The following is a 21,617-nucleotide window of genomic DNA, read 5'->3' as shown; positions in this document are numbered from 1 at the left end:
CAAAAAACCCTCGCATCCGCGAGGGTCATTGGCTGGGATGCCTGGACTCGAACCAAGAATGGCTGAACCAGAATCAGCTGTGTTGCCAATTACACCACATCCCAATTTGGCAGGCGTGGCAACTCCGAAAAGTTGTCCGTCGTACCCCCGACCGGATTTGAACCGGTGTTGGCGCCGTGAGAGGGCGTAGTCCTAGACCGCTAGACGACGGGGGCTTAAATTATCGCTGTGATTCTAAGCAAAGCTGTGAACCGCAACGAGTGATAAATATACGCGAATCCTCAAGAGTACGCAAGTCACGGCGTGTCGCGCTATTTTCCGCCATTCTAAAGCATCTTCTCAGGAACAACAAAACCCGCTGGAACACAACATTCCAGCGGGTCAACAGTTATGCAGTCATGCAAACGCACGAATCAGCGCATCACAGGTGCTCGCGCAAACCCTGCAGGCGAGCGACGGCAATCTCCTTGCCGACGATCTCCATGGATTCGAACAGCGGCGGAGACACGCGACGGCCGCTCATGGCCACACGCACAGGACCGAATGCCAGACGCGGCTTGTAACCGCCATCCTCGATCAGCGCCTTGTTCAGCGTCTCGTGCAGGAAGTCAGTCTTCCAATCAGCTTCATCGACAGCGGAAAGTGCGGCAATTGCGGCGTCGAGCACTGCTGGAGCGGAATCCTTCAGCTGCTTCTTGGCATCGTCGTCAGGCTCGATATAGCCCTCGGTGGAGAGCAGCGAGCCGACCATGCCCGCAACCTCGCCCAACAGGCGCACGCGCGACTGCACGAGATCCACGGAAGCGGACAGCACTTCGCGTTCACGGTCGGTCAGCGCATCCCAAGAATCGGCGGAAACCACGCCGTCACGGTTCAGATACGGCACGGCACGGTTCAGGAAGTCCTGCGGTTCGAGCATGCGAATGTGTTCGGCGTTGATGGAAATGGCCTTGTCGATGTCGAAACGGGCCGGATTGGCCTTGACGTCACGCACGTCGAACTTCTCGATCATCTCTTCCATAGAGAACACGTCGCGGTCGGCGGCGATGGACCAGCCCAGCAGCGCCAGGTAGTTCAGCAGGCCTTCGCGAATGAAGCCGTTGTCGCGATGCAGGAACAGGTTGGATTCCGGATCGCGCTTGGAAAGCTTCTTGTTGCCCTGGCCCATCACGTAAGGCATATGGCCGAACAGCGGCATTTCCTTGGCCACGCCCAGCTCGATCAGGTAACGGTAGAGCACGATCTGACGCGGGGTGGAGCTCAACAGGTCCTCACCGCGCAGCACCACGTTGATATTCATCATGGCGTCGTCGACTGGATTGGTCAGCGTGTACAGCGGATCGCCGTTCGGGCGCACGATCACATAATCCGGCACGGAACCGGCCTTGAATTCGATGCGGCCACGGATCAGATCGTCGAACGCGATATCCTCGTCGGGCATGCGGATACGCAGGGCTGGCTTACGTCCTTCCGCACGGAAAGCGGCCTTCTGTTCTTCGGTGAGATTGCGGTCGTAACCATCGTAGCCGAATGCCTTCGGGCGGCCTGCAGCCACGTTGCGGGCTTCGATTTCCTCCGGAGTGGAGAAGGATTCGTACGCATAGCCGGCTTCGAGCAACTTGGCTGCGACATCCTTGTAGATGTCGCCACGCTCGGACTGGCGGTACGGACCGTCAGGACCGCCCACGTTGATGCCCTCATCCCAGTCGATGCCCAGCCAGTTCAGGGCTTCGATGATCTGGTTGTAGCTTTCCTCGGAGTCGCGCTGAGCGTCCGTATCTTCAATACGGAACACGAACGTGCCCTTGGTGTGGCGGGCCTCAGCCCAGTTGAACAGTGCGGTACGGACCATGCCGACGTGCGGAATGCCGGTCGGAGACGGGCAGAAGCGCACGCGAACATTCTCAGGAAGTTCCGGTTTGGTATTTTCAGCTTCAGTCATAGATTCCATTGTGCCCCGCAAACCGGACGTGCCACCCATTCCCACACACCGACTCGCTTTTCGCTACACCGTTGCATTTATCACGTCAGACAATGCGTACGACCTTACGCCGACATTGCCGAGAGTATCCGACGCGCCGTTCTCCTTCGAGGTTCGTCGGGATTGTTCCATACTGCAGTGCTTTTCGTTTTTTGTAATGAAAGGGTATTGCAATATATAAATAAAAATCCCAGCACCGCAGTTGTAAGTGCCGGGATTTTTTATATTGTCACGTCAACACCATCATTCGATATCGCGACAAGATTTCATATTCCAAATTTATTTTCAGAATATCCGTTTTGCAGTATTTTGATTATTTCGAATCGCGTTCTGAGGTGCCGTCTTCCGTATCTTCGGTTTCCGCAACGTCCGAAGCTTCGCTCGAATCAGACGAATCGTCCTTCGTCAATTTGAACTTTTCAGCGAGCGCCTCCTTGCTCTTACGCTCGTCCTCTTCCTTGGCCTCCCGCTCGGCCTTCTTCGGATCCCAGCGCAGGCAATCCGCATGATACGACCATTCCAAGCCCGCCTGCGGAATCATCATGTTTGCGGTTATAAGGAAAGTCCGCTCGCAGAAGGAATTGACCTCGACCGGAACGATTCCATCCATGTGGCGTATGGAATCGCGCATCTCAACCAGTTGCAGCAGGGCCGCATCACCCATGCAGGTCGGCGGAATGGCCATCTGCTCGCACAGCTCGTTGGCGTACAGCAATACCGGCAGCACACGTATGACCTGCTCGCCCAAATCATCAATGCCGTCGCACATGAGATTCATCAGTCCGTCGCACACCGCAACAGACGCAAGGTAGCGACCGGTGAGCTGCAACGGATCAACTGTGGTGGCATAACAGAAGCTGACGTTCTTCGACGCCTCGCCGTCGAATTCGAATCCGGAGCTACCGCGAATGAGGTGAGTGACGCTTTTCATCACACTGCGGATGCTCTTTTCGACGTGGGCGTCGATGAAGATGCCCAGAATGTCGGCCGCTTTGAAGAACAGGTCGGCATTGTTGGTTTCGGAATAATCACGCATCACGTCGTACGCCTGATTGGCTTTCTTCAGGGCCTGCACCACTGCTGGATCGCAGCCCGGAATCTCATCCATTCCCTCATATACGGCTTCCGCCACGGATATGTCGACTTCATCCGGCAAGCGCAGCAACGCCCTTGCCATCATGCAGGAAAACCCTACCTGCAGATCTTCCATATACTTGGCGTCGTTCTCCATCTCCTGCGCGGTTTGCAGCGGCCACAACTCCACCACTTTGACGCAATACTCGATGGCCAACTGCGTATGAGGCATATTGTAGAGCGGGTAAAGCGCTTCGTTGTTGATCTTAAAAGGCATTCGTGCTCCTTTGCAGCCTCGACGTCCATATCTTCGCTAAGCCCATCAGGAGACCCAGCCCTTCAATAATGGCATGGAATCCCCTTCCTTTCAACAACCGACGCACGTTACCTGCCGCTATCAACCATCACAACCATCCGCCGCGCGTTTCACGCATTATTTCACGCCGGCAGCGGGGTCGACATACGTGATCGACAAAACCTTTCGCGTATCGCAATCGTAGGTAATGGAGGTGATGGAGGCGAGCGCCGTATGGCGTAGCAGCATATTATGTTCCGGGTGCCCGGTTTCCAGCATGTGCCTGTAGCTCCAGATGGGCGATTCGTGGCTGACTACAATGATCTGCTCGCCCGGATGCTCCCCCACTTTTTCAAGGGCGAACGCTTGCACACGATGCGCGATCGACTGGTAGCTTTCGCCCCAGCTTGGCTTCCACAGGTTGCACACCAGCTTCCAATTGCCGTTTTTCCAGAGCGCACCTTCGCCGTAGCCGATGCGCGTGCCGCGGAATTCGTTGCGCGCTTCGATGATGCGCTCGTCGGTGGTAAGTTCCAGCGGCTCCTCACCACGGGCTTCACGCACTTCATTGAGTGCGGTGAGGATTTCGCCGGCCGTTTCACGCGTACGTTCCAGCGGCGACGAGTAGATGGCGGAAACGGTGTTAAGTTGCGGACTGACGGCAATGTAGTGCGCGGTCGCCTGCGCCATGCGCACGCCCACTTCCGACAGGTGGAATCCGGGCAGTCGTTCGTAGAGCAAATGCCCCGGATTTTCGACTTTGCCGTGACGTACGAAATGGATGGTTGTTGCGGGCATCCCTACCGCCTTTCCGCAAGATGCTGCCGGACTGCTGACGTTGACCGATGGAACGAAAATCCTGCAATCGCAAGCTTTGGAAAGGTTGCTCAACCATTTTGCAACAACCGTCTTTCGCCCGCCGAACATCTTTTCGTCCACCAAATGAACGTGTGGTGAGTACTTACAAAATAACCAATCGAATTATGTCTGCCAACCTCAATGTACCGCGTGTTGCGACAGCACCTCCGCATAAAGTTGTCTAGGTCAAGAAAAGGACACACAACCAATCTCCACCCCCCTATGCAACACGCCGAAGCATCAATCGATTGACGTTCAAGCAAGGTTGAAGAGAGAGACTGGGGCTGGAAAGAAAAACAGTCAAGGCAGAACAAGGGTATATCAAGCGGTCTGAAGCAACGCAAAGCGGCGGACGCAAGCACCAACCGTGAGCAGAAGGGAGCAGCAAAAACATGACCAATTCAGTCCTCGCCGGCGCCAAAAGCATCGGCCAACGTCTTTTCGGAGGGTATGCGGAGCTTCTTCGCATACCGCACACCGCCCGATTTTCGGTCGGCTCAGTAATCGCGTGCATGCCGTTCCCGATGGTCGGTATGACAATCACGATTTCCGTGCAGCATTATTACGGCAATTACTCGCTGGCAGGCGCACTGACGGCCGTGCAGGCAATCGCACTGGCCGTTGCGAGCCCGGTGCTCGGCAAGTTGGTCGATAAATTTGGCCAGCGCCAGGTGTCGATTCCGACGATCATTGTGTGGATGATCGCAGCGACCGCGCTGGTTTCCTGCATCACCGCGCGAGTGCCCTCATGGATTCTGTTCTGCATTGTGCCGTTCATGGCGGCGATTCCGCCGTGGGGCGCGATGAGCCGTCAGCGTTGGACGACACTGCTTAAAGGCGATACGGAGAAAACGAACCGTGCACTTTCGCTTTCCGGCGTGTTCGACGAATGCATGTGGGTGATTGGCAATCCGCTCGCCTCCACGCTGGCCGTGATTTCCGGCCTGTTGGCGTTCTCGTTCACCGGTGTGTGCGTGGTGGTCGGCGCGCTCATGTTCCTCACTGAGCTTTCCACCGAGCCGAAATCGCAGACGCAACTGGCTCGCGAAGCGGGCATGACCCGCAAGGAATACCGCGAGCGCGAAGCTGCCCGTTCCAAGGCGTTGCAGGCTGAAGCGGCAATCGAATACGCTCGCGATCGCGCACGTTCCGAAGGTAAAACGGCTGCGGAAGTGCAGGCCGCTATGGATCAGGCCGCCGCGGATGTGAATGCCGGGCGCAAGGAGTCGATCTGGGGGCCGGGACTGATTGCCGTGTGCGTGACATGGTTTGGCTTGGGTGCGTTCCAGTCGGCTGCCGGCATTTCGATCGTCGCGTTCGCTACGGAAGCGAATATGAAGCAGTACACGGGTTTCGTGTTCGCCTGCTTCTCGTTCAGCTCGCTGATTGGCGCACTCGTGTATGGTGCGAAGGATTGGACGATTCCGCTGTGGAAGCGTTTCTACTTCTGCCTTGTCGTGGTCGATCTGGGCATCGGCTCGTTCATGTTCGCCAAACATCTGTGGGTGATCATGATCATCTACCTGTTCATCGGCGTGTGCCAGGCACCGACGTGGGTGAACGGCAACCAGCTGATGCTGCACTTGGTGCCGCCCACACGCTTCACCGAAGGCATGGCCTGGATGGGTGCGATGAATTCGATCGGCGGTTCCGTCGGTTCGGCGATTGCCGGCCAGTTCATCGACCGTATGGGATCGCACGGCGGTTTCATTGTGGTGACGGCTTTGGCACTCATCTCGCTGGTGATCGCCCTGTTCGGCTTCAAACAGATCAAAGACTCCACCGAGCAGCCCATGCTCACCACTGTAAGCGTGTGACCTTTCGCACTTAAAGCATGCAAAGCATATGAAAAGGCGGCGTCTCACACCTTTGTATAGGTGTGAGACGCCGCCTTTTCATATTCAGGACTGCCCGGACGTCTGCACAATTCGGAAATCGGGGCAGATTTCCGGGTTGTGCAGACAGATTTTCCGAATTCAGGACTACTTGGGCCAGCCGTTGGGCGTGTGCTCCAGCGACCATACACCAAGCTTGTGCGAGAAGCTGTTCTGCCACTTGGCTTCCAACTCCTCCGGAGTCAGACGGTTGTCGGCTTTGCGTAGACGGTTCATGGCGTTGGTATGCGTATCGTCGAGCAGCCATTTGCGCGTCAGGAAGTTCCACACCATCACTACGGCGGTTGCGATGAGCTTGCCGACGTTAGTGCGGATCAGATATTCCGTGCTCTGTGACACGTATGCATCATGGTTCATGCCATACGTGGAGATCCAAATAATGGCGTCGTTCATAAACAGGCCGATCAGCGCGCCAATCACGAAAATAAGGATTTCCATCCAGCGGGCCATGTCGTCACGGTGCTTGAACACCAGTTTCATGCTGGCGACATAGTTGAAAATCAGGGAAATAACGAACGAGATGGTTGCGGCGAGCACGTTGTGCATGCGGAATACGCCGACGAGAAGATTCAGAATGCCCCAGTCGATAATGAAGGCGATTACGCCAACGAGGCCAAATTTCATAAGCTGTTCAATCAGTTTTCTCACAACGAATATTTAACACGCGCACGCAGACCACCTTGGCAGCCATTCAGACAAAGCCCAAAATTTCTCACGCAACCACCCCGACTGCGCCGTTCGACGCCTAGACTGGAGGTGAACCGCAAAGGCTGATTTCAACAATTCAAGGAGAGCACCATGCCAGTCATTCATACCCATGTTTCCGTGTCCACCACCGCCGAACAGCGCGAGGCGCTGAAGTCCGCATACGGCAAGGCGATCACCGCCGTTCCCGGCAAGTCCGAAGGCTGGCTGATGTGCCCATTTGAAGACAATATGCCGATTTATTTCGGCGGCGACGATTCCAAGCCAGCCGCATACGTCGAAGTGAACGTGTTCGGTCGTTCCGTGCCCGGTTCCGCCTGGGAGAAGCTGACCGAGCAGATCATGGCCGCATTGAAGAAGGAACTGGGCATTCCGGCCGACCGCACGTACATCCGTTACACCGCCACCACCGACTGGGGCTGGAACGGCGGCAACTTCTGACGAAGTTACCACTGCTCCTTCGAGGTTCGCCCATATTGCGAACCTCTCACCTCACCTACGGGAAACACACCGTGTTTCCCGCCTCACGGTTCGGGGCGGCAACTTCTGACGAAGTTACCACCGTTCCTTCGAGGTCATGGCGTTGCGACGTTCGCTAGAAACCAACAAAATTAGGGTGCAAAAAGGGCGGCCACCTACGCATATACGTAAGTGGCCGCCCTAAAACGTTGCGATCAGAACGCTACGACTCGTTTATCACACGATCTTCGGCATCGGCGTGGTCAGGGACGTGGTGAGGTTCACGTGCACCAGGCCGGCGCCGGAATGCACTTCGACCTTCTTTAGCGTCACCGTACGCTCGGCTTCCGGAGCGCGGTCATTGTCGGTCATGGTGGCCGGGGACTTCACGGCGACCAAAGCAAGCGAACCGAAATCGATGCCCGCGCTGGCGCATAGGTTCTGAGCGGCGGCCAGCGATTCGGCGAAACCGTCCTTCAAAATCACGCGGTCAGATGGAACGCCATACGCGTTCTCGGCGACCCAACGCACGTTCTCCACCAGAGCCATGCCCTTGTGACTGTGCGGTTCGGCCGGCATGGAACCGTTCGTCACGGCATCGACGAACGCATCGAGCTGCGGGGCGAGCGCGTCGCCACCGTCGCGGTACAGGTTGCCGATGATCGGGTCGCGGAATTCCAGTTCCTTGGCGGTGTCCTTGAGCGCCGGAATCTGATCATCCTCGCCATCCCACAGGTTGATAAGCGGGAAGGTAGGAATATCAAGACCTTCGAGGCGCTGGACGTGGAACGGGTAGCGCCATGCCAGATCCGGATCGTCGCGCCACGTGGAAGCGCGGGTCACGACGATGGCTGCGGACGGCCACTGTGCGCCATACTCGCGGCAAGCAATGTCAAGCCACTTCTGAGCGCCCGCATCAGTACCGTAACCAGCCTCAACAATCACCACGTCATGCAATGCGCAGGCCATTTCCACGGAAACCAGCGTCGGAATGCCGATGGACACGTTGGCGAACGGGCCGCCGTGCACGTACACCGGAGAGCCGTTCACGGTCTCTGTCTTGGCTGGCTTCACGGCGTCGCCGAGGATGCCGGTGATACGCCACAGATCAACGAATTCACCGAAGGTCACTGCCTTTCCATCCTTCGTGCCGGCGACCATCTTGGCAACGCGCTCGGAAATCTCATCCATGGAACGCGACAGAACAACGATCTGCATAAGCTCGCAGGTCGGAGTGAGCACCACGCGCTCAGCCACGTCGCCCTTGCCACGGTCCACTGCGATCTGGCGCAGGGAACGGGACGGCACTTCGGAGACGCGCGGCACGAGAATGGTGTCCAGCTTGCCGTCGTCAACAGCCTTCTCCGCAAAGGAGACCAACAGGTTCTGAGCCGCTTCGATAGCACCCATTTCGCCGCACAGACCCCAGTCGATCAGCTCAGGGTGAGTCAGGGAAGCCTTGCCGCCACCCGAAGCACCACCCTTGGAACCGGCAGCGGTAATGCCCATGCTTGGCTGACGCAGCACAGCGGCCGCATCGATGCCACGCTCACGCAGCGCATCGATCAACGCGATCGTAGTGGTGGTCTTGCCCTCGCCGCGAGACGCCTTCAACGGGGTATCGGCGGTGACGAGCACGACCTTGCCATGCTTGCGTGGAGCATCCGGATCATTCTTCAAATAATCGAGATAGCCAAACGCATCAATCTTCTGCACCAAGCCGTACTGGCTGGTGAAATCCTCAATGCTGGTCACTGGGGTTTTCCTTTCTTCGATTTGGAATGAAGTCATTCTAGCGACGTTGTATTGCGGGAAAAAATCGGCTCCCGCAACGTGGTCACAGGAGCCGAATAGTGAGATATTAGAAGTCCGACATGTGGAAGCCGTTCTTCATGTTCATGCTGGCGGTGTACAGCACAGAATCAAGAAGCTTGTCGGTTTCCTCCTTGAGTTGCGCGGCCATGTTTTCGTTGGCTGCGGCAAGGATTTCGCGGGCGTCGTCGTTGCGCACGGCTTCGATGATTTCATCCGGTTCCATCGGCTGCACATCGCCGATTTCGTCTTCCGCATCGAATTCGTCGGTAACGTCACCCACCAAGCGTTCAATCTGCTCGTCGGTAGTGGCAACCATGCGGTGGCCCATCGCGCCGGTCTTCTCCTGATAGCGTTCCACAGCGTTGGCGGTGTCGGCGAAGCTGGAATCGCACAGGGCCGCGATAATGCGGTTCTCCCAATAGAAGTTTTCGGATGTGACGCGCGTGGTGGTGTCTTCCAAATACTTCGGCGTGGAGTTGACGTTCGGGAAGAACGGCACGAGTGTGTTGAACGGGTTGGAACCGTAGGCGATCCACTGGATCGCGCGGCTCACCTGCGGGCGGTACGGGCGGATCTGCATTACCGCAAGCTGGCTCTGACGGTTGATGCCGATCGGGCGGAACATATGGCGGGTGCGCTGGTCGCCAAGCTTTCCATACGGATCGTACGGGGTGCCCTGATAGTGGGAGCTCAGCACATACTTCACATCTTCGATGGTGATTTTGCGTTCTGGTTGGCGAGCCCACGGAATATCGTCGGAAACCGGCTTGTGGTCGGCATCCTGACCATCCCACTGCTCGTCGTACGGGTTGAGGAAACGCTGCATGTACCAAGCACGAGGAGTGTTGTACACGTGGTCGGAATCGGAGTGGGAGCCAAACGCGTCACGCGGGTTGAACGGCGTAGTGCTCTCCACCGACAGGTCAAGATGGTTGCGTTCGATGAACTCGGCCAGATCGGCGGAACACATGTGGTCCTCCTGCTCGCCAAACGCATCTTCAAGATCAAATTCGTCAATGCCCAGCTGGTTCGGCATGGTCACATACGCTTCGTCCGGCACACGCTTGGCGATCCAATGATGGCCGCCAACGGTTTCCAGCCACCAAATCTCGTCAACGTCGGAGAAGGCAACGCCGTTCATCTCATAGGTGCCAAATTCCTCAAGCAGCGCACCCAAACGTTCCACACCCTCACGGGCGGTGGTGACGTACGGAAGCACAAGTGTGAGGAAATCCTCTTCGCCAATACCACCGGCGACTTCCGGCTCAAAGCCTTCTTCGCCTTCCTTGCCCTTGGCAGGCTTGAGCTCCACGAACGGATCGGCGCCAAGCACACGCTCGTTGGTGGTGAGCGTTTCGGTGGCACTCATGGCAACGTTCGCCTCGTTCACACCAGCTTCGCCCCAAATGCCTTCTTTCAGATCGGCATTCGGCACAGCCGTATACTGCAGCGGATTGTCAGGAAGGTCGATTTCAACATGCGAAAGCACGCTCTTGTACTTGCGCGGCTGATCTTCAGGCTTGACTACGATGAAGCGCTTCGGGCAAAATTCACCATTTGCACTATCTTCATTACGGGCGATGATGGTCGATCCGTCATAACTTGCGTCTTTGCCAACCAAAATCGTGGTACACGCCATAATTATTCAGCAATCCTTTCGATTATTGTTAATACGTTTTCGTCGGATATATTTCTGATTTCCGCATCTTTATATCGTTATATTGCTGCGAAAATCAGTTTTCTGGTCTTACTTTAGATGCTCTTTCAAAAATCAGGCTTTTCCAGTGAGGAAAATAGCGCCCTGATCAACGATTGTACCGGAAGTACGCAGCGCACGTTCCATTTCATTGAGCCAGAATCCCTGATTGAGGCCGGCAAGCGGAGCCGTGGTGCCCCACACATGCAGGTAGTAGTCGTGATCCTGATCCGGCGGATATGGACCGTTGTAACGCATCGTCACTGCGGGATCGTTGCTGCGGCCCTGCAGCAACGGCGAGGCGGCGGACGTGCGTCCCTGAATCGTTTCAGGAATCATCGCGGAAACCGTGCGCGAGAAATCAGCCGGAATCGCGAGCGCGTGAGAATCGTTGAAATCGTACATCAGTGCGTCCACGGGCAGGTTCGCGAGGGACCAATGATTCCACTGGAAACCGCATACCGGAATCGAATCCGGATCAACGAATTCCCAATGCAGGAACTGCACTGCGGGATCAAGCGCATCAATGTAGAAGGGGAAGGAAACAATCGGTGTACCGTCGATGCAGTTCTCAGGCGGCGCCGCCTTGGCAAACGCGTCGGGAATGACGGTGAAATCTGCGGAAATCTTCATGCACCCAGTATCCCTCAAGCGCCTGACTCATACAAGGTTTCAATTGACGGTATAACGAAACGACCCCTGCGGGCGAGCCTATGTGGGAGCGCGGGCAGGGGTCGTTCCGGGAAACAGGGCCTATCAGACCTCACATCACTTGAAAAACAGGACGTTACAGGCGATAGGCACAGCTAGTACGGCTCAGTTGGCCGGGTGGTAGAAGTCGCCGTTAAGGGCGGCTTCGGCACGGGCCTGAGCCTCTTCGAAGGTGACTTCTGCGAGGGAGGCACGCACGTCGTCGAGCGCCACCGGAGTCATGGACAGAGAGTTCACGCCAAGACCGGCCAGCACTACGGCCAAGTCCGGATCAGCAGCGGCCTCGCCGCACACGCCCACCGGCATGCCCTTGGCGTTGCCCGCATCGCAGATCATCTTGATGGCACGCAGCACCGCCGGATGCCAGGCGGTCTGATAGTTGGCAACGGAACCGAGCGTACGGTCGGCGGCCAGCGTGTACTGGGTCAGATCGTTGGTGCCGATCGACACGAAGTCAGCCACGTCGGCCACCTTGTCAGCCATAAGCGCAATCGACGGCACTTCGGCCATCGCACCCACGAACTTCAGACCGAAGCTCTTGCCAAGCTTCACGAAATAGTCAGCCTCATGCTGGTCGGCAACCATCGGAGCCATAACCCACAGGTTCGCATCGGTGGCGGCATCGGCTGCGGCGAGCGCCTTGAGCTGGCCTTCGAGCACGTCCATGTGGGCGCGCAGGGTGCGCAGGCCGCGCAGGCCGAGGGCCGGATTCGGCTCGTCTTCCGGAGTGAGGAACGGCAGCGGCTTGTCAGCGCCGGCGTCGAGCATACGGATCACGACCTTCTTGCCTGGGAACTGGCTCAGCAGCTCGGTGTAAGCGCGGGTCTGCTCTTCGACGGTCGGCGGCTCGGAGTTGCCGATGAACAGGAATTCGGTACGGAACAGGCCAACGCCTTCAGCGCCATATTCCAGCGCCTTGGCTGCATCGGCCGGCTTGCCCACGTTGGCGAGCAGCGGAATCAGATGACCATCCTTGGTGGAGCCTGGATTGCCGCGCAGTTCCTTGGCTGCGGCCGCGCGGGACTTGGCGGCTTCGGCAACGGCGATCTCCTCTTCGGTCGGGTCAACGACAAGTTCACCCTTGGCCGCGTTCACGACCACGGTAGTGCCGTCGGTCAGGTTTTCGGCTTCGGCTGCGGAAACAACCGCCACAATGCCACGAGCGCGCGCCAGAATAGCGGTGTGCGAGGTCGGGCCGCCCTGCGAGGTGACGATGGCGAGAGTCTTGCTCATGTCGAGCGCCGCGGTATCAGCGGGGGAAAGATCTTCGGCGACGAGCACGAACGGGGTTTCGCTCTGCGGCAAGCCCGGAGCGGGAGCGCCCATAAGGTCGGCGATCACGCGCTGTCCGACATCGTGCAGATCGGCGGCACGCTCAGCCTGATAGCCACCGATGGCACGGAACATGTCTTCCACTGCAGCGAAGCCTTCGAGCACTGCACGTTCGGCGGTCTTACCCTGCTGAATCAGACCCTTGATGGATTCAGCCAGCGACGGATCGGAAGCGAACATGGCGACAGCCTGCAGAATCGGAGCAGCCTGCTTGGCACCTTCGTCACCATTGGCGGCCTCTTCAGCACGACGGTTCAGGTCGGCGTTCACCAGTGCGAGGGACTTTTCAACGCGGGCGATTTCGCCTTCGGCAGCAATGCCTTCCGCACGCGGAGCGTCCGACGGTTCCGGCAGTGGTTGCGCCATACGGATGACCGGGCCGACTGCAACACCGCGACCAATGCCAACACCTTTGATAATCATGTGAACTCCTTTGACCTGTTTCCTTGTTTCGTTGTTTGCCCGCGAAGGGAACGCGAACCGAACGTTTGTTGTTGTGATTTCCGCGCTTGCTTTGCGCGTCGAGTTACTGCATGATTCCCACCGTCTTTGCCGGTAAATCATTTTCAGCCTGCGCACAGTATACACACTTTAAGCCGCAACACACAACCGGTAAACGTTTTCTGCGTTTCGTGAAAAAAGGTGCTATAGTAATTATTAGCGGCGCACCGAGGCATTTCGCTCGGCAAGCAGCACGACTTTCAAATAACACAACCAAAAATCAATCAACACACGACTCAAAGGAGTGTCCATCATGGCAACCCGCACCACCGTCATCAACGATCCCGTCGGCATCCACGCCCGTCCGGCCGCACAGTTCACCCAGGCCGTCACCGCCTCCGGCTGCACCGTCACCATCGCCAAGGAAGGCGGCAACCCGGTTCCGGCTAACTCCATCCTGTCCGTCATGGGCCTGGGCATCAAGCAGGGCGATTCCGTGGTCATCGACGTGCAGGGTGCCGATGACGAAACCGTGGCAGACAACCTGCTGAACATCCTCGTCAACGCCGAGTGATCTTCCTTTTGCTGAAGATTTCAGGATTTCGCAAGATATTCAACAATCTTCAGTTGTTGCATCGCAATTATGAAATCGCAATGCAACATGCATGATTGCGATACTTGCTTCCAGCCACCTGCCGCTTTCGACGGGTGGCTGTTTTATTCTTGAATACGCGATTGAGATACGGCAGTAATTCGAATAATCCGAGTTTTTCCGAGCATTTCGAATATTTGTGGTGAGGAGAGCATGGCACGTACAACCGACAACGCTTCAGCTTCGGCAACTTCGGCGAACAGTTCGATCACGAACGTCGCAGCGCTGGCCAACGTCTCCATCGCCACCGTCTCCCGCGTTCTTTCCGGCAAACGCACCAAAGACGACGACATCGCACGCCGCGTGCGAGCGGCCGCGGCACACCTCAACTATTCGGTCAATTATGCGGCGAGCGCGTTGCGCAGCACCGTCACCAACACCATCGGCCTGGTGATTCCGACCGCCAACGACCCGTTCTGCGCGCAGCTGCTTGACGAAATCGAACCCGTCATCGACGTGGATTCGCAGCAACTGCTGCTGGGCATCGGCGGCGATCAGACCACGCAGATTCAACGCATCGAGTCGTTGGTAGACCGCCATGTTGACGGTCTGATCGTACTGCCCGCCTGGGAGGCCTACCTTTCCGCAGAGCTTGAACATTACGCCTCCACATTGCCGATCGTGCAGGTGGGCGGCCGCCAATGCTCGTTCCGCACATCCATGGTGAGCGTCGACGAAAACGCAGCCATGGAAATCGTGATCGGGCATTTGGCTGAACGTGGCATCGCATCCGTGGCATACATGGCCGGCAAGGAAATCTCCTTCGAATCGGCGGAACTGTTCACCATGTTCCATACTCAGATGCGAGCGCACCATCTTGCCACCGAAACCGAATGGAACAAGTTCGGAGACCGTAGCGTGCAGCGCGGATTCGACTGCGCCATGCGACTGTTTTCCGAGCCGCTCGTGCAACCGGAGGCCGTGGTGTGTGCCGACGATGCGATCGCGTTCGGCGTGATGGTGGCGTTGCATTCGCTTGGGCTTCGCGTGCCTGAAGATGTGCTGGTGGTTGGCTACAACGATTCGCCAATCGCACGCACCACCATGCCGCCACTGACCAGTGTGCGCCCGCCGTTCAAACAAATCGTCTCCGAAGCGCTACGCCTACTCAACGACGGCCCCGACAGCCCCGCACATATCTCACTTGCACCGCAACTGATCGTGCGCGAATCCACCAACTACCAGCGCTAAATCGTATTTTTGCAATTTTGCTGGCAGTTATCGCACGATAGCAAGCCAGAATCATACCCAAACAACCATTTTTCCGCTCACTAGAGAAATCTGCCCGCCGAAAAACAGTATGTGCCAACACCGCTAGACCTAACTGGCGATGAGAGAGCAGAAGAGGGCTTCGAAGACCAGTACGGGATTGCCATTGCCGGCCAGGCGGCGACGCGCAACGGCAATATCCTCCAGCCGCCGCACCGCTCCCCCACGCGTAAGCCGCACCGACAGTTCGGTGATCGATGAACGATTCTCCAAATTGATCAGTCCCACCGAATCCTCGGCATTGTTCTGCAGCACAGCCACATCACGGTAAATACTGGCAATCGAGTTCAACGCACGGTCAAGCACATCACGCGTAAGTCGCGTAGTTTGGCGCTTCAGCTCGTCTTTTTTGGCGATCGCATTGTACGCGCCACGCAGTTTCGGAGGAATACGATCCTTCGCCCCAAGCCCATTGACCCTACGAAAATCAGCTTCCGCCTCTGCCGCCTTGACCTTCACCTCCGCTTCGGCCTGCGCTTTCGCATTGTCGATAAGATTGCCGGCAAGCAGCACCGCATCCGACGCGCGACGCAATCCAAGCACACCCACAATCAGCTCGTCACGGTCAGACATCACCTGCTCATTCTCCGCATACAAGCGCGCAATGCCGATATGCCCTTCTGCAAGGCGTGCGGCACGTACCGCGATTTTCGGCTCAAATCCGCCATTTTGTTCCAGAAATGCGGCCACTGCCTGCGTGGAAGGCACAGCAAGATTGACGATGCGAGTGCGCGAGCGAATCGTCGGCAACACATCCTGCGCACTCGGCGCGCACAAGAGCCAAATCGTGTGCGCGCTCGGCTCCTCAATCTCCTTGAGCAGCACGTTGGTGGTGCGTTCCAGCATGCGATCGACATCTTCGATAATGATGATGCGCCACGGCGCAGTGCTCGGCATCTGTTCGGAAGTGGTGATGATGTCTCGCACCTCGTCGATGCCGATGGTCACTTTGTTGGTGGCAAGCACGGTCACGTCGGGATGAGTGCCGGCAAGCACCTGCTGCACGGCTTTGGTCGGCTCGTCGCCAAGACCATGATCGGGGCTCTCCAGCGCCGCCGCAAACGCGCGCGCCACATTGGAACGGCCCGATCCTGGAGGACCGCAGATTAGCCAGGATTGCGCAATGGCTTTCGGATCGCCACTTGCGATGGCTTTGAGTTGTTCGACAACCCGCTGCTGGCCGACAATCGAATCCCACACACTCACTGGGCAGCCTCCGATTGGAAAGTTTTCGTTTGGCTGATTTGTGCAAAATCGTCTTGAATATGCGACCATACTTCATCGATGGATTGGCTGGCATCAATCACGCGGAAACGTTGCGATTCCGCCTTTGCCAAGTCAAGAAACGCTTGTCGTGTACGACGTTGGAAATCGTTTCCTGCAGATTCCATGCGATCTTCATCATGCTGTAGTCGTGCATGCGATTGCACAGGGTCAAGATCCAGTAGATACGTGCGATTCGGCAATAGCTCGCACGTTGCCCACATACTTAAGTCGCGGATTTCACCTGCCGTCAATTCGCGGCCACCAGCCTGGTATGCAAGAGAAGAATCAAGGTACCGATCGGTAATTACCACGGCACCGCGTTCCAGTGCAGGGCGAATCACCTCGGCAACATGCTGGGCACGGTCGGCGGCGAACAGCAACGCCTCCGCACGCGGAGCAATATCCGCGTCGGAACCTTCCACACCGCCAAGCAGCAGCTTGCGAATCGCCACACCAAGCACAGTACCGCCCGGCTCGCGCGTGACCACGCATTCGCGCCCCTGCGCCTCAACATACGCACGTAATCGTTCGACCTGCGTGGTTTTGCCGACGCCGTCGATGCCTTCAAAGGAGATGAATATGCCCTGCATATCTTTAAATTATGCGACGCTCGCGACGCACTATCACTGCTCACTGCTACACACAGTCCACCGGACTGTGTGTCCTGCGGCGTTCGCAACGCTACCGCTGCTCACTGCTACGAACAGCCCACCGGGCTATCCGTCCTCAAAGGTGATGAATATGCCCTGCATATTCATCACCGGGCGGGAACTACGGCGGGACGGGTGTAGCCTTCGTTGGCAGCGAGCCATTCCACATCGGCCTTCACCGTGGTCGGCGTGGAACCGATCTCCTTGGCGATACGGGTGTTGGCCCAACCCTTATCGGCCAACTCGCGCACCTTGGCACGGCGATCGGCACGAACTTGATCAGCAGAAGCCTTAGCACCCTTAGCAGCAGTCTTCTTAGCACCACCCTTGCCAGCAACACCCTTGCGTCCACGCCTCTTCGACGGACCCTGCGCACGCTTCTCCGCCAGCAGACGGAACGCCTCAGCCGGCTCGATCGACTCGGGAGCATACTGCTTCGGCAACGTACGGTTCGTTTCACCATCGGTGATATACGCGCCGTAGAAGCCTTCCTTGATGGTCACCTGCTTTTGCGTTTCCGGATCGACGCCCAGTTCACGCAGCGGCGGCTTGGCAGCGCCACGACCGCGCCCACGGCCATACTTCGGCTGGGCGAACAGTTCCTTCGCCTTATCCAAATCAACCGTGAAAATCTCATCTTCCGAAGCGAGCGAACGCGTATCCGACTTGCCATCGGCACCAGTCTTCGTCAAATACGGGCCGTAACGACCATTATTGGCTTGCACAACAACCGTCTGCACTTCACCGGTCTGAGCGTTCGCTTCCTCATAAGAGCCAACTTCACGAGGCAAACTCAGCAGACGCAACGCATCATCCAACGTCAACGATTCCGGGCTCATCGTCTTAAACAACGACGCCATCTTCGGGCGATCGGCAGCCTTCTTAGCGCTCTTGACCTTCTTCGGCTTGCCGTCACCAGCCACGTCACCGTCAGCACCAGCATCCGCAAAAGGCATCACCAACGCAACATACGGGCCGAAACGGCCATTACGCACTTCAACAGTGCCCCCGGAAACCGGATCAACACCAAGTGCGCGCGGACCGCCGGAATGATTCTCGATCAAATCATGACCGACTTCCACCGTCAGCTCATCCGGAGCGAGAGTATCCGGCAGCGACGCACGCTTCGGATTTCCCTCATCATCCAGATGGTTCACATCCTCCAGATACGGGCCATACCTGCCGACGCGCACATGCAAACCGTCGCCGATCTCAATCGTATTGATCTCGCGAGCGTCAATTTCACCCAACTGCGCGACCTGCTGCTGCAAACCGGCATGCGCCTCGTCCGCAGACTGCGCGGAACCCTCACCGGAACCGAAATAGAAGCGGGTCAGCCAATTGCGGCCGGTCTCCTGACCACTCGCGATCTGGTCAAGACCGCTTTCCATATCGGCAGTGAACTCGTAATCCACATACCGCGGGAACTTCGTTTCCAGCAATTTGACCACGGAGAACGCGAGCCACGACGGAATCAACGCACGACCGCGCTCATACACGTACCCGCGATCGATAATCGTGGAAATAATGCTCGCATACGTGGACGGGCGGCCGATTTCCTTCTGTTCCAACGTTTTCACGAGCGACGCTTCGGTGTAACGCGCCGGAGGCTGAGTTTCATGTCCGTCGGCACCAACCGCCACCGCGGCGAGCGCATCGCCCGGATTCATCGGCGGCAGCGACACATTGTCATCCGACTTCTTATCAGCTTTGCTGGATTTGCCGGATTGCGCAGCCTGTTCAACGCTTCCAGTAGCATCACCCTTCTTCGATTCGGCGGACGCGCGGCGACCCTCACCGGTCGCCTTCATAAAGCCGGGGAATTCGATGACAGTGCCGGAAGCCTGGAACATGGCTTCCCCATTCGATTCGGTCGGTGCAGACAGTCGCACGGTCGCCGTGGAACCGGTTGCGTCTGCCATCTGGCAGGCAAGCGTGCGCTGCCAGATCAGCGTGTACAGCTTGAGCTGGTCGGCCGGCACTTTACTTGCGATTTCCGCAGGATCGCGGAATTTCGCACCCGCCGGCCTAATGCATTCGTGGGCTTCCTGCGCGCCCGCGGTTTTTGTGGCATATTGTTTCGGCGCGTCCGACAAATAGTTTTCGCCGAAATGCTTGACGACCGCTTCACGAGCGGCTGCGATCGCTTCCTGCGACAGCGTCACCGAATCGGTACGCATGTAGGTAATATAGCCGTTTTCATATAATCCTTGCGCCGCGCGCATGGTCTGACGCGAGCTCATGCCGAGACGATTGCCGGCGGTCTGCTGCAATGTGGACGTAGTGAACGGTGGAACCGGACGGCGACGGTACGGCTTCGTTTCCATCGACGCGACGGTAAACGTTGCAAATTCCAACGCCTGCGCAATCGCGGAAGCCTGCGCCTCATCCAACTGCACGACCCGGTCCTTCGCACCGGCCGCAGTCAGCTTGCCATCGGCGCCGAAATCCTTGGAACCCGCCAAACGACACCCACCAAGCGACACCATACGAGAATCAAACGCAACATTATTGCCATCGGCATCCGGCGCTTCCAACGTTGCGGTGACATCCCAATACGGGGCACGCACGAACGCCATACGCTCACGCTCGCGCTCCACGATCAAACGCGTGGCGACGGACTGCACGCGGCCCGCGGAAAGACCCGGTCCAACCTTGCGCCACAGCACCGGAGAAAGCTCATAGCCGTACAGGCGGTCCAGAATACGGCGGGTCTCCTGGGCATCGACCATGTCGTCGTCAACGTCGCGAGTATTGTCAAGCGACGCTTTGATAGCTTCCTTCGTGATTTCGTGGAACACCATGCGTTTGACCGGCACTTTCGGCTTGAGCGTCTGTACCAGATGCCAGGCGATGGCCTCCCCTTCGCGATCCTCATCGGTTGCGAGGTACAGGGTGTCGGCTTTTTTCAACGCGCTTTTCAGTTCGGATACGGTTTTCTTCTTGTTGCCATCGACGATGTAGTACGGCTTGAATCCGTCTTCCACGTCAACGCCGAACTTGCCGAATTTGGTTTTGTCGGCGGCCGGCACCTGGCTTGGCTGCGCAAGATCTCGAATATGGCCGACCGAGGCCATCACCGTATATTCGGAGCCCAAATACCCACCGATTTTCTTGGCCTTGGTGGGAGACTCCACAATCACGAGCTTGCTGCCGGTAGCCATAGCCACTCCTTATTACTAGCGTTTGCAACGCAATAATACTCACTGACCGTATGCAGTTGGCAAACCGCCCGTGTGGCGCGAGCGGCCTTCGCCGTAAAATTTCGGTGCGATCGCAGGCATGGTCGTCAGCGTTTCGGCGGTGCCGGAGGAGCCCCCACCAGTCCAAGTTGCGTCAGTGGCGAGGCAGTCAGCTGACGCATGGTCAGCACCAGGCCGAACACCAGCGACGCGACGGAAGCAGTCAAAATCACCGTGGAAAGATGCGCGCCGGAATTCGTCCATTCCGCGCTCATCGCAAGTCCCGGCTGGATCTGCCAAATAATGTACGCGCCATACAGGGTGCCAAGCACACCGAACGTCAGCAACACGCTGCCGACAATCTGCACGGAAGGCGACGATGCACGCGATCCGGGCTCATCCATACCGTTCGCAAACGTTGCGGCGAGCATGAGCATAGCCACTCCTCCGACGATCAGCAATGCCATGATCACGTCGGTCGGGCGGTGCCACTGCCCTGCGATCACCGACAATCCGACAAGCACCGCGTACGCCCAACCAATCACCGCGACCAACGCACGACACATGCGAGGCACGGCGCACAACAGGATCACCCCCGCAGTCGCTGCGAGTATGGCATGCCCAGAAGGCGCGGAATTATTGGGATTTGATTCCAGATTAATTAAGTACGGACGTGGCAGCAGCGGCTTCAGCAATTCCGCTGCGGCAAAGCAGATTCCGCCGAATACCGCCAGTTGCGCAATCAACAGCCATCGTTTTCTTACGATGAGTACGGCGAGGGCGATTATCGACATAATCGCGCTTGTTGCGATTACAACGGTGGAAATGGTGAAGACATGCACGACCGGTTCCAGCCATCCCGGCAGAGCCGCGTCGAATTTCGACCAGACCATGTCTTCATAGCTTTGACCTTCCATCGTGCGCACGCCCAACCACCAGACGCCCGCTGCGGCGGCAAGCAGCAGCAGACCGAACACCACGCTGAGTATGATGCTCGACACGCGCGGATGACGGGTCAGCGGATCGGCTTTGGCGAGTCCTGCGTTCACTTCACGCGGGGAAAGCACCTGTTCGATCGGATCGATTTGGGCGGTTTGCGCAATCGGCGAGACCGGCGCGGCGTCGGGAAAGCTCAGTCTTTGCCAGGACTGCGGGGATTGTTGATCCGGCGCGGATTGTGCGGGACTCGGCGCGAACTGCGGCGAGGATTGTTGGGAATCCGTCTGCGGCAATGACGGCTGCGGCGCAGGAACGGGCACGACCGGCTGCTCCAGCATATTCGCGGACTTATGCGGGTCTCGGATGATTGGCTTGAATTCGTCGGTCATAGTCACCG

The 21,617-nt window shown here is 57.5% G+C and carries 16 protein-coding genes and 2 tRNA genes; 4 read left to right on the top strand and 14 right to left on the bottom strand.

Translation table 11 applies throughout. The features are described from left to right. Window positions 1–29: 29 nt before the first annotated feature. The 5 genes from BBCT_RS00805 to BBCT_RS00785 form a co-directional block, all read right to left on the bottom strand. A tRNA-Gln gene (locus BBCT_RS00805) sits at window positions 30–104 on the bottom strand. Between the two features lie 38 nt (window positions 105–142). Further along, window positions 143–215: transfer RNA gene (locus BBCT_RS00800), tRNA-Glu, on the bottom strand. A gap of 206 nt (window positions 216–421) precedes the next feature. Continuing rightward, a complete protein-coding gene (gene gltX, locus BBCT_RS00795; RefSeq protein ID WP_033512566.1) occupies window positions 422–1,942 on the bottom strand; it encodes a glutamate--tRNA ligase in 1,521 nt (506 codons plus the stop codon). 352 nt (window positions 1,943–2,294) lie between these two features. Next, complete coding sequence (locus BBCT_RS00790; RefSeq protein WP_003836287.1) at window positions 2,295–3,332, bottom strand: hypothetical protein; 1,038 nt, start codon at window positions 3,330–3,332, stop codon at window positions 2,295–2,297. A 156-nt stretch (window positions 3,333–3,488) separates the two neighbouring features. Continuing rightward, window positions 3,489–4,148 carry a histidine phosphatase family protein gene (locus BBCT_RS00785; RefSeq protein WP_003836288.1) on the bottom strand — a complete coding sequence of 220 codons (660 nt, stop codon included), beginning with the start codon at window positions 4,146–4,148 and terminating at the stop codon, window positions 3,489–3,491. A 452-nt stretch (window positions 4,149–4,600) separates the two neighbouring features. Here BBCT_RS00785 and BBCT_RS00780 point away from each other — a divergent pair, with 452 nt between their 5' ends. Further along, entirely contained in the window at window positions 4,601–6,025 is a 1,425-nt protein-coding gene (locus BBCT_RS00780; RefSeq protein ID WP_003836289.1) for an MFS transporter, read from the top strand. Between the two features lie 165 nt (window positions 6,026–6,190). Here the strand turns inward: BBCT_RS00780 and BBCT_RS00775 are convergent, their stop codons facing one another. Then, window positions 6,191–6,727, bottom strand: coding sequence for a GtrA family protein (locus tag BBCT_RS00775; protein ID WP_003836291.1), 537 nt, complete (start codon window positions 6,725–6,727; stop codon window positions 6,191–6,193). A 174-nt stretch (window positions 6,728–6,901) separates the two neighbouring features. Between BBCT_RS00775 and BBCT_RS00770 the strand changes: the two genes are divergently transcribed. After that, window positions 6,902–7,249 (top strand): phenylpyruvate tautomerase MIF-related protein, encoded by a 348-nt coding sequence (locus BBCT_RS00770; RefSeq protein WP_003836292.1) that lies wholly within the window; start codon window positions 6,902–6,904, stop codon window positions 7,247–7,249. Window positions 7,250–7,504: 255 nt separating this feature from the next. On the opposite strand, the gene BBCT_RS00765 is transcribed toward BBCT_RS00770, so the two are convergent. The 4 genes from BBCT_RS00765 to ptsP form a co-directional block, all read right to left on the bottom strand. After that, window positions 7,505–9,022, bottom strand: coding sequence for a formate--tetrahydrofolate ligase (locus tag BBCT_RS00765; protein WP_033512564.1), 1,518 nt, complete (start codon window positions 9,020–9,022; stop codon window positions 7,505–7,507). 106 nt (window positions 9,023–9,128) lie between these two features. Beyond that, a complete protein-coding gene (locus tag BBCT_RS00760) occupies window positions 9,129–10,721 on the bottom strand; it encodes a C69 family dipeptidase (RefSeq protein ID WP_003836312.1) in 1,593 nt (530 codons plus the stop codon). A gap of 132 nt (window positions 10,722–10,853) precedes the next feature. Further along, window positions 10,854–11,411 carry a YbhB/YbcL family Raf kinase inhibitor-like protein gene (locus BBCT_RS00755; protein WP_003836313.1) on the bottom strand — a complete coding sequence of 186 codons (558 nt, stop codon included), beginning with the start codon at window positions 11,409–11,411 and terminating at the stop codon, window positions 10,854–10,856. A 183-nt stretch (window positions 11,412–11,594) separates the two neighbouring features. Further along, a complete protein-coding gene (gene ptsP / locus BBCT_RS00750; protein WP_003836314.1) occupies window positions 11,595–13,244 on the bottom strand; it encodes a phosphoenolpyruvate--protein phosphotransferase in 1,650 nt (549 codons plus the stop codon). A gap of 331 nt (window positions 13,245–13,575) precedes the next feature. Here ptsP and BBCT_RS00745 point away from each other — a divergent pair, with 331 nt between their 5' ends. Further along, the gene (locus BBCT_RS00745) at window positions 13,576–13,836 is read left to right on the top strand and encodes an HPr family phosphocarrier protein (RefSeq protein WP_003836316.1); all 261 of its coding nucleotides are present in this window, start codon (window positions 13,576–13,578) and stop codon (window positions 13,834–13,836) included. A gap of 231 nt (window positions 13,837–14,067) precedes the next feature. Then, on the top strand, window positions 14,068–15,105 hold the full coding sequence (locus BBCT_RS00740) for a LacI family DNA-binding transcriptional regulator (RefSeq protein WP_003836318.1): 1,038 nt from the start codon (window positions 14,068–14,070) through the stop codon (window positions 15,103–15,105). Between the two features lie 129 nt (window positions 15,106–15,234). Here the strand turns inward: BBCT_RS00740 and BBCT_RS00735 are convergent, their stop codons facing one another. The 4 genes from BBCT_RS00735 to BBCT_RS00720 all read right to left on the bottom strand — a co-directional run bounded on the left by BBCT_RS00735 (window position 15,235) and on the right by BBCT_RS00720 (window position 21,609). Then, a complete protein-coding gene (locus tag BBCT_RS00735; protein WP_003836321.1) occupies window positions 15,235–16,389 on the bottom strand; it encodes a DNA polymerase III subunit delta' in 1,155 nt (384 codons plus the stop codon). Then, the gene (tmk, locus tag BBCT_RS00730; protein WP_003836322.1) at window positions 16,386–17,039 is read right to left on the bottom strand and encodes a dTMP kinase; all 654 of its coding nucleotides are present in this window, start codon (window positions 17,037–17,039) and stop codon (window positions 16,386–16,388) included. The genes BBCT_RS00735 and tmk overlap by 4 nt, the downstream gene beginning before the upstream one ends. 167 nt (window positions 17,040–17,206) lie before the next feature. Then, entirely contained in the window at window positions 17,207–20,263 is a 3,057-nt protein-coding gene (topA, locus tag BBCT_RS00725) for a type I DNA topoisomerase (RefSeq protein WP_003836324.1), read from the bottom strand. 125 nt (window positions 20,264–20,388) lie between these two features. Next, a complete protein-coding gene (locus tag BBCT_RS00720; RefSeq protein ID WP_003836326.1) occupies window positions 20,389–21,609 on the bottom strand; it encodes a phosphatase PAP2 family protein in 1,221 nt (406 codons plus the stop codon). Window positions 21,610–21,617: the final 8 nt, after the last annotated feature.

Source organism: Bifidobacterium catenulatum DSM 16992 = JCM 1194 = LMG 11043, from assembly GCF_001025195.1.
Taxonomy (GTDB): Bacteria; Actinomycetota; Actinomycetes; order Actinomycetales; family Bifidobacteriaceae; genus Bifidobacterium; species Bifidobacterium catenulatum.
The sequence above is the reverse complement of the archived record's forward strand: the minus strand, read 5'-3'. Positions and strand labels throughout refer to the sequence as shown.

Bases quoted from the DNA above. Each gene is read 5' to 3' on its own strand.
- BBCT_RS00740 (WP_003836318.1), top strand. From the start codon at position 14,068: ATGGCACGTACAACCGACAACGCTTCAGCTTCGGCAACTTCGGCGAAC.
- BBCT_RS00790 (WP_003836287.1), bottom strand. From the start codon at position 3,332: ATGCCTTTTAAGATCAACAACGAAGCGCTTTACCCGCTCTACAATATG.
- BBCT_RS00785 (WP_003836288.1), bottom strand. From the start codon at position 4,148: ATGCCCGCAACAACCATCCATTTCGTACGTCACGGCAAAGTCGAAAAT.
- BBCT_RS00760 (WP_003836312.1), bottom strand. From the start codon at position 10,721: ATGGCGTGTACCACGATTTTGGTTGGCAAAGACGCAAGTTATGACGGA.
- gltX (WP_033512566.1), bottom strand. From the start codon at position 1,942: ATGACTGAAGCTGAAAATACCAAACCGGAACTTCCTGAGAATGTTCGC.
- ptsP (WP_003836314.1), bottom strand. From the start codon at position 13,244: ATGATTATCAAAGGTGTTGGCATTGGTCGCGGTGTTGCAGTCGGCCCG.
- BBCT_RS00745 (WP_003836316.1), top strand. From the start codon at position 13,576: ATGGCAACCCGCACCACCGTCATCAACGATCCCGTCGGCATCCACGCC.
- BBCT_RS00755 (WP_003836313.1), bottom strand. From the start codon at position 11,411: ATGAAGATTTCCGCAGATTTCACCGTCATTCCCGACGCGTTTGCCAAG.
- BBCT_RS00720 (WP_003836326.1), bottom strand. From the start codon at position 21,609: ATGACCGACGAATTCAAGCCAATCATCCGAGACCCGCATAAGTCCGCG.
- tmk (WP_003836322.1), bottom strand. From the start codon at position 17,039: ATGCAGGGCATATTCATCTCCTTTGAAGGCATCGACGGCGTCGGCAAA.
- BBCT_RS00775 (WP_003836291.1), bottom strand. From the start codon at position 6,727: ATGAAATTTGGCCTCGTTGGCGTAATCGCCTTCATTATCGACTGGGGC.
- BBCT_RS00770 (WP_003836292.1), top strand. From the start codon at position 6,902: ATGCCAGTCATTCATACCCATGTTTCCGTGTCCACCACCGCCGAACAG.
- BBCT_RS00780 (WP_003836289.1), top strand. From the start codon at position 4,601: ATGACCAATTCAGTCCTCGCCGGCGCCAAAAGCATCGGCCAACGTCTT.
- topA (WP_003836324.1), bottom strand. From the start codon at position 20,263: ATGGCTACCGGCAGCAAGCTCGTGATTGTGGAGTCTCCCACCAAGGCC.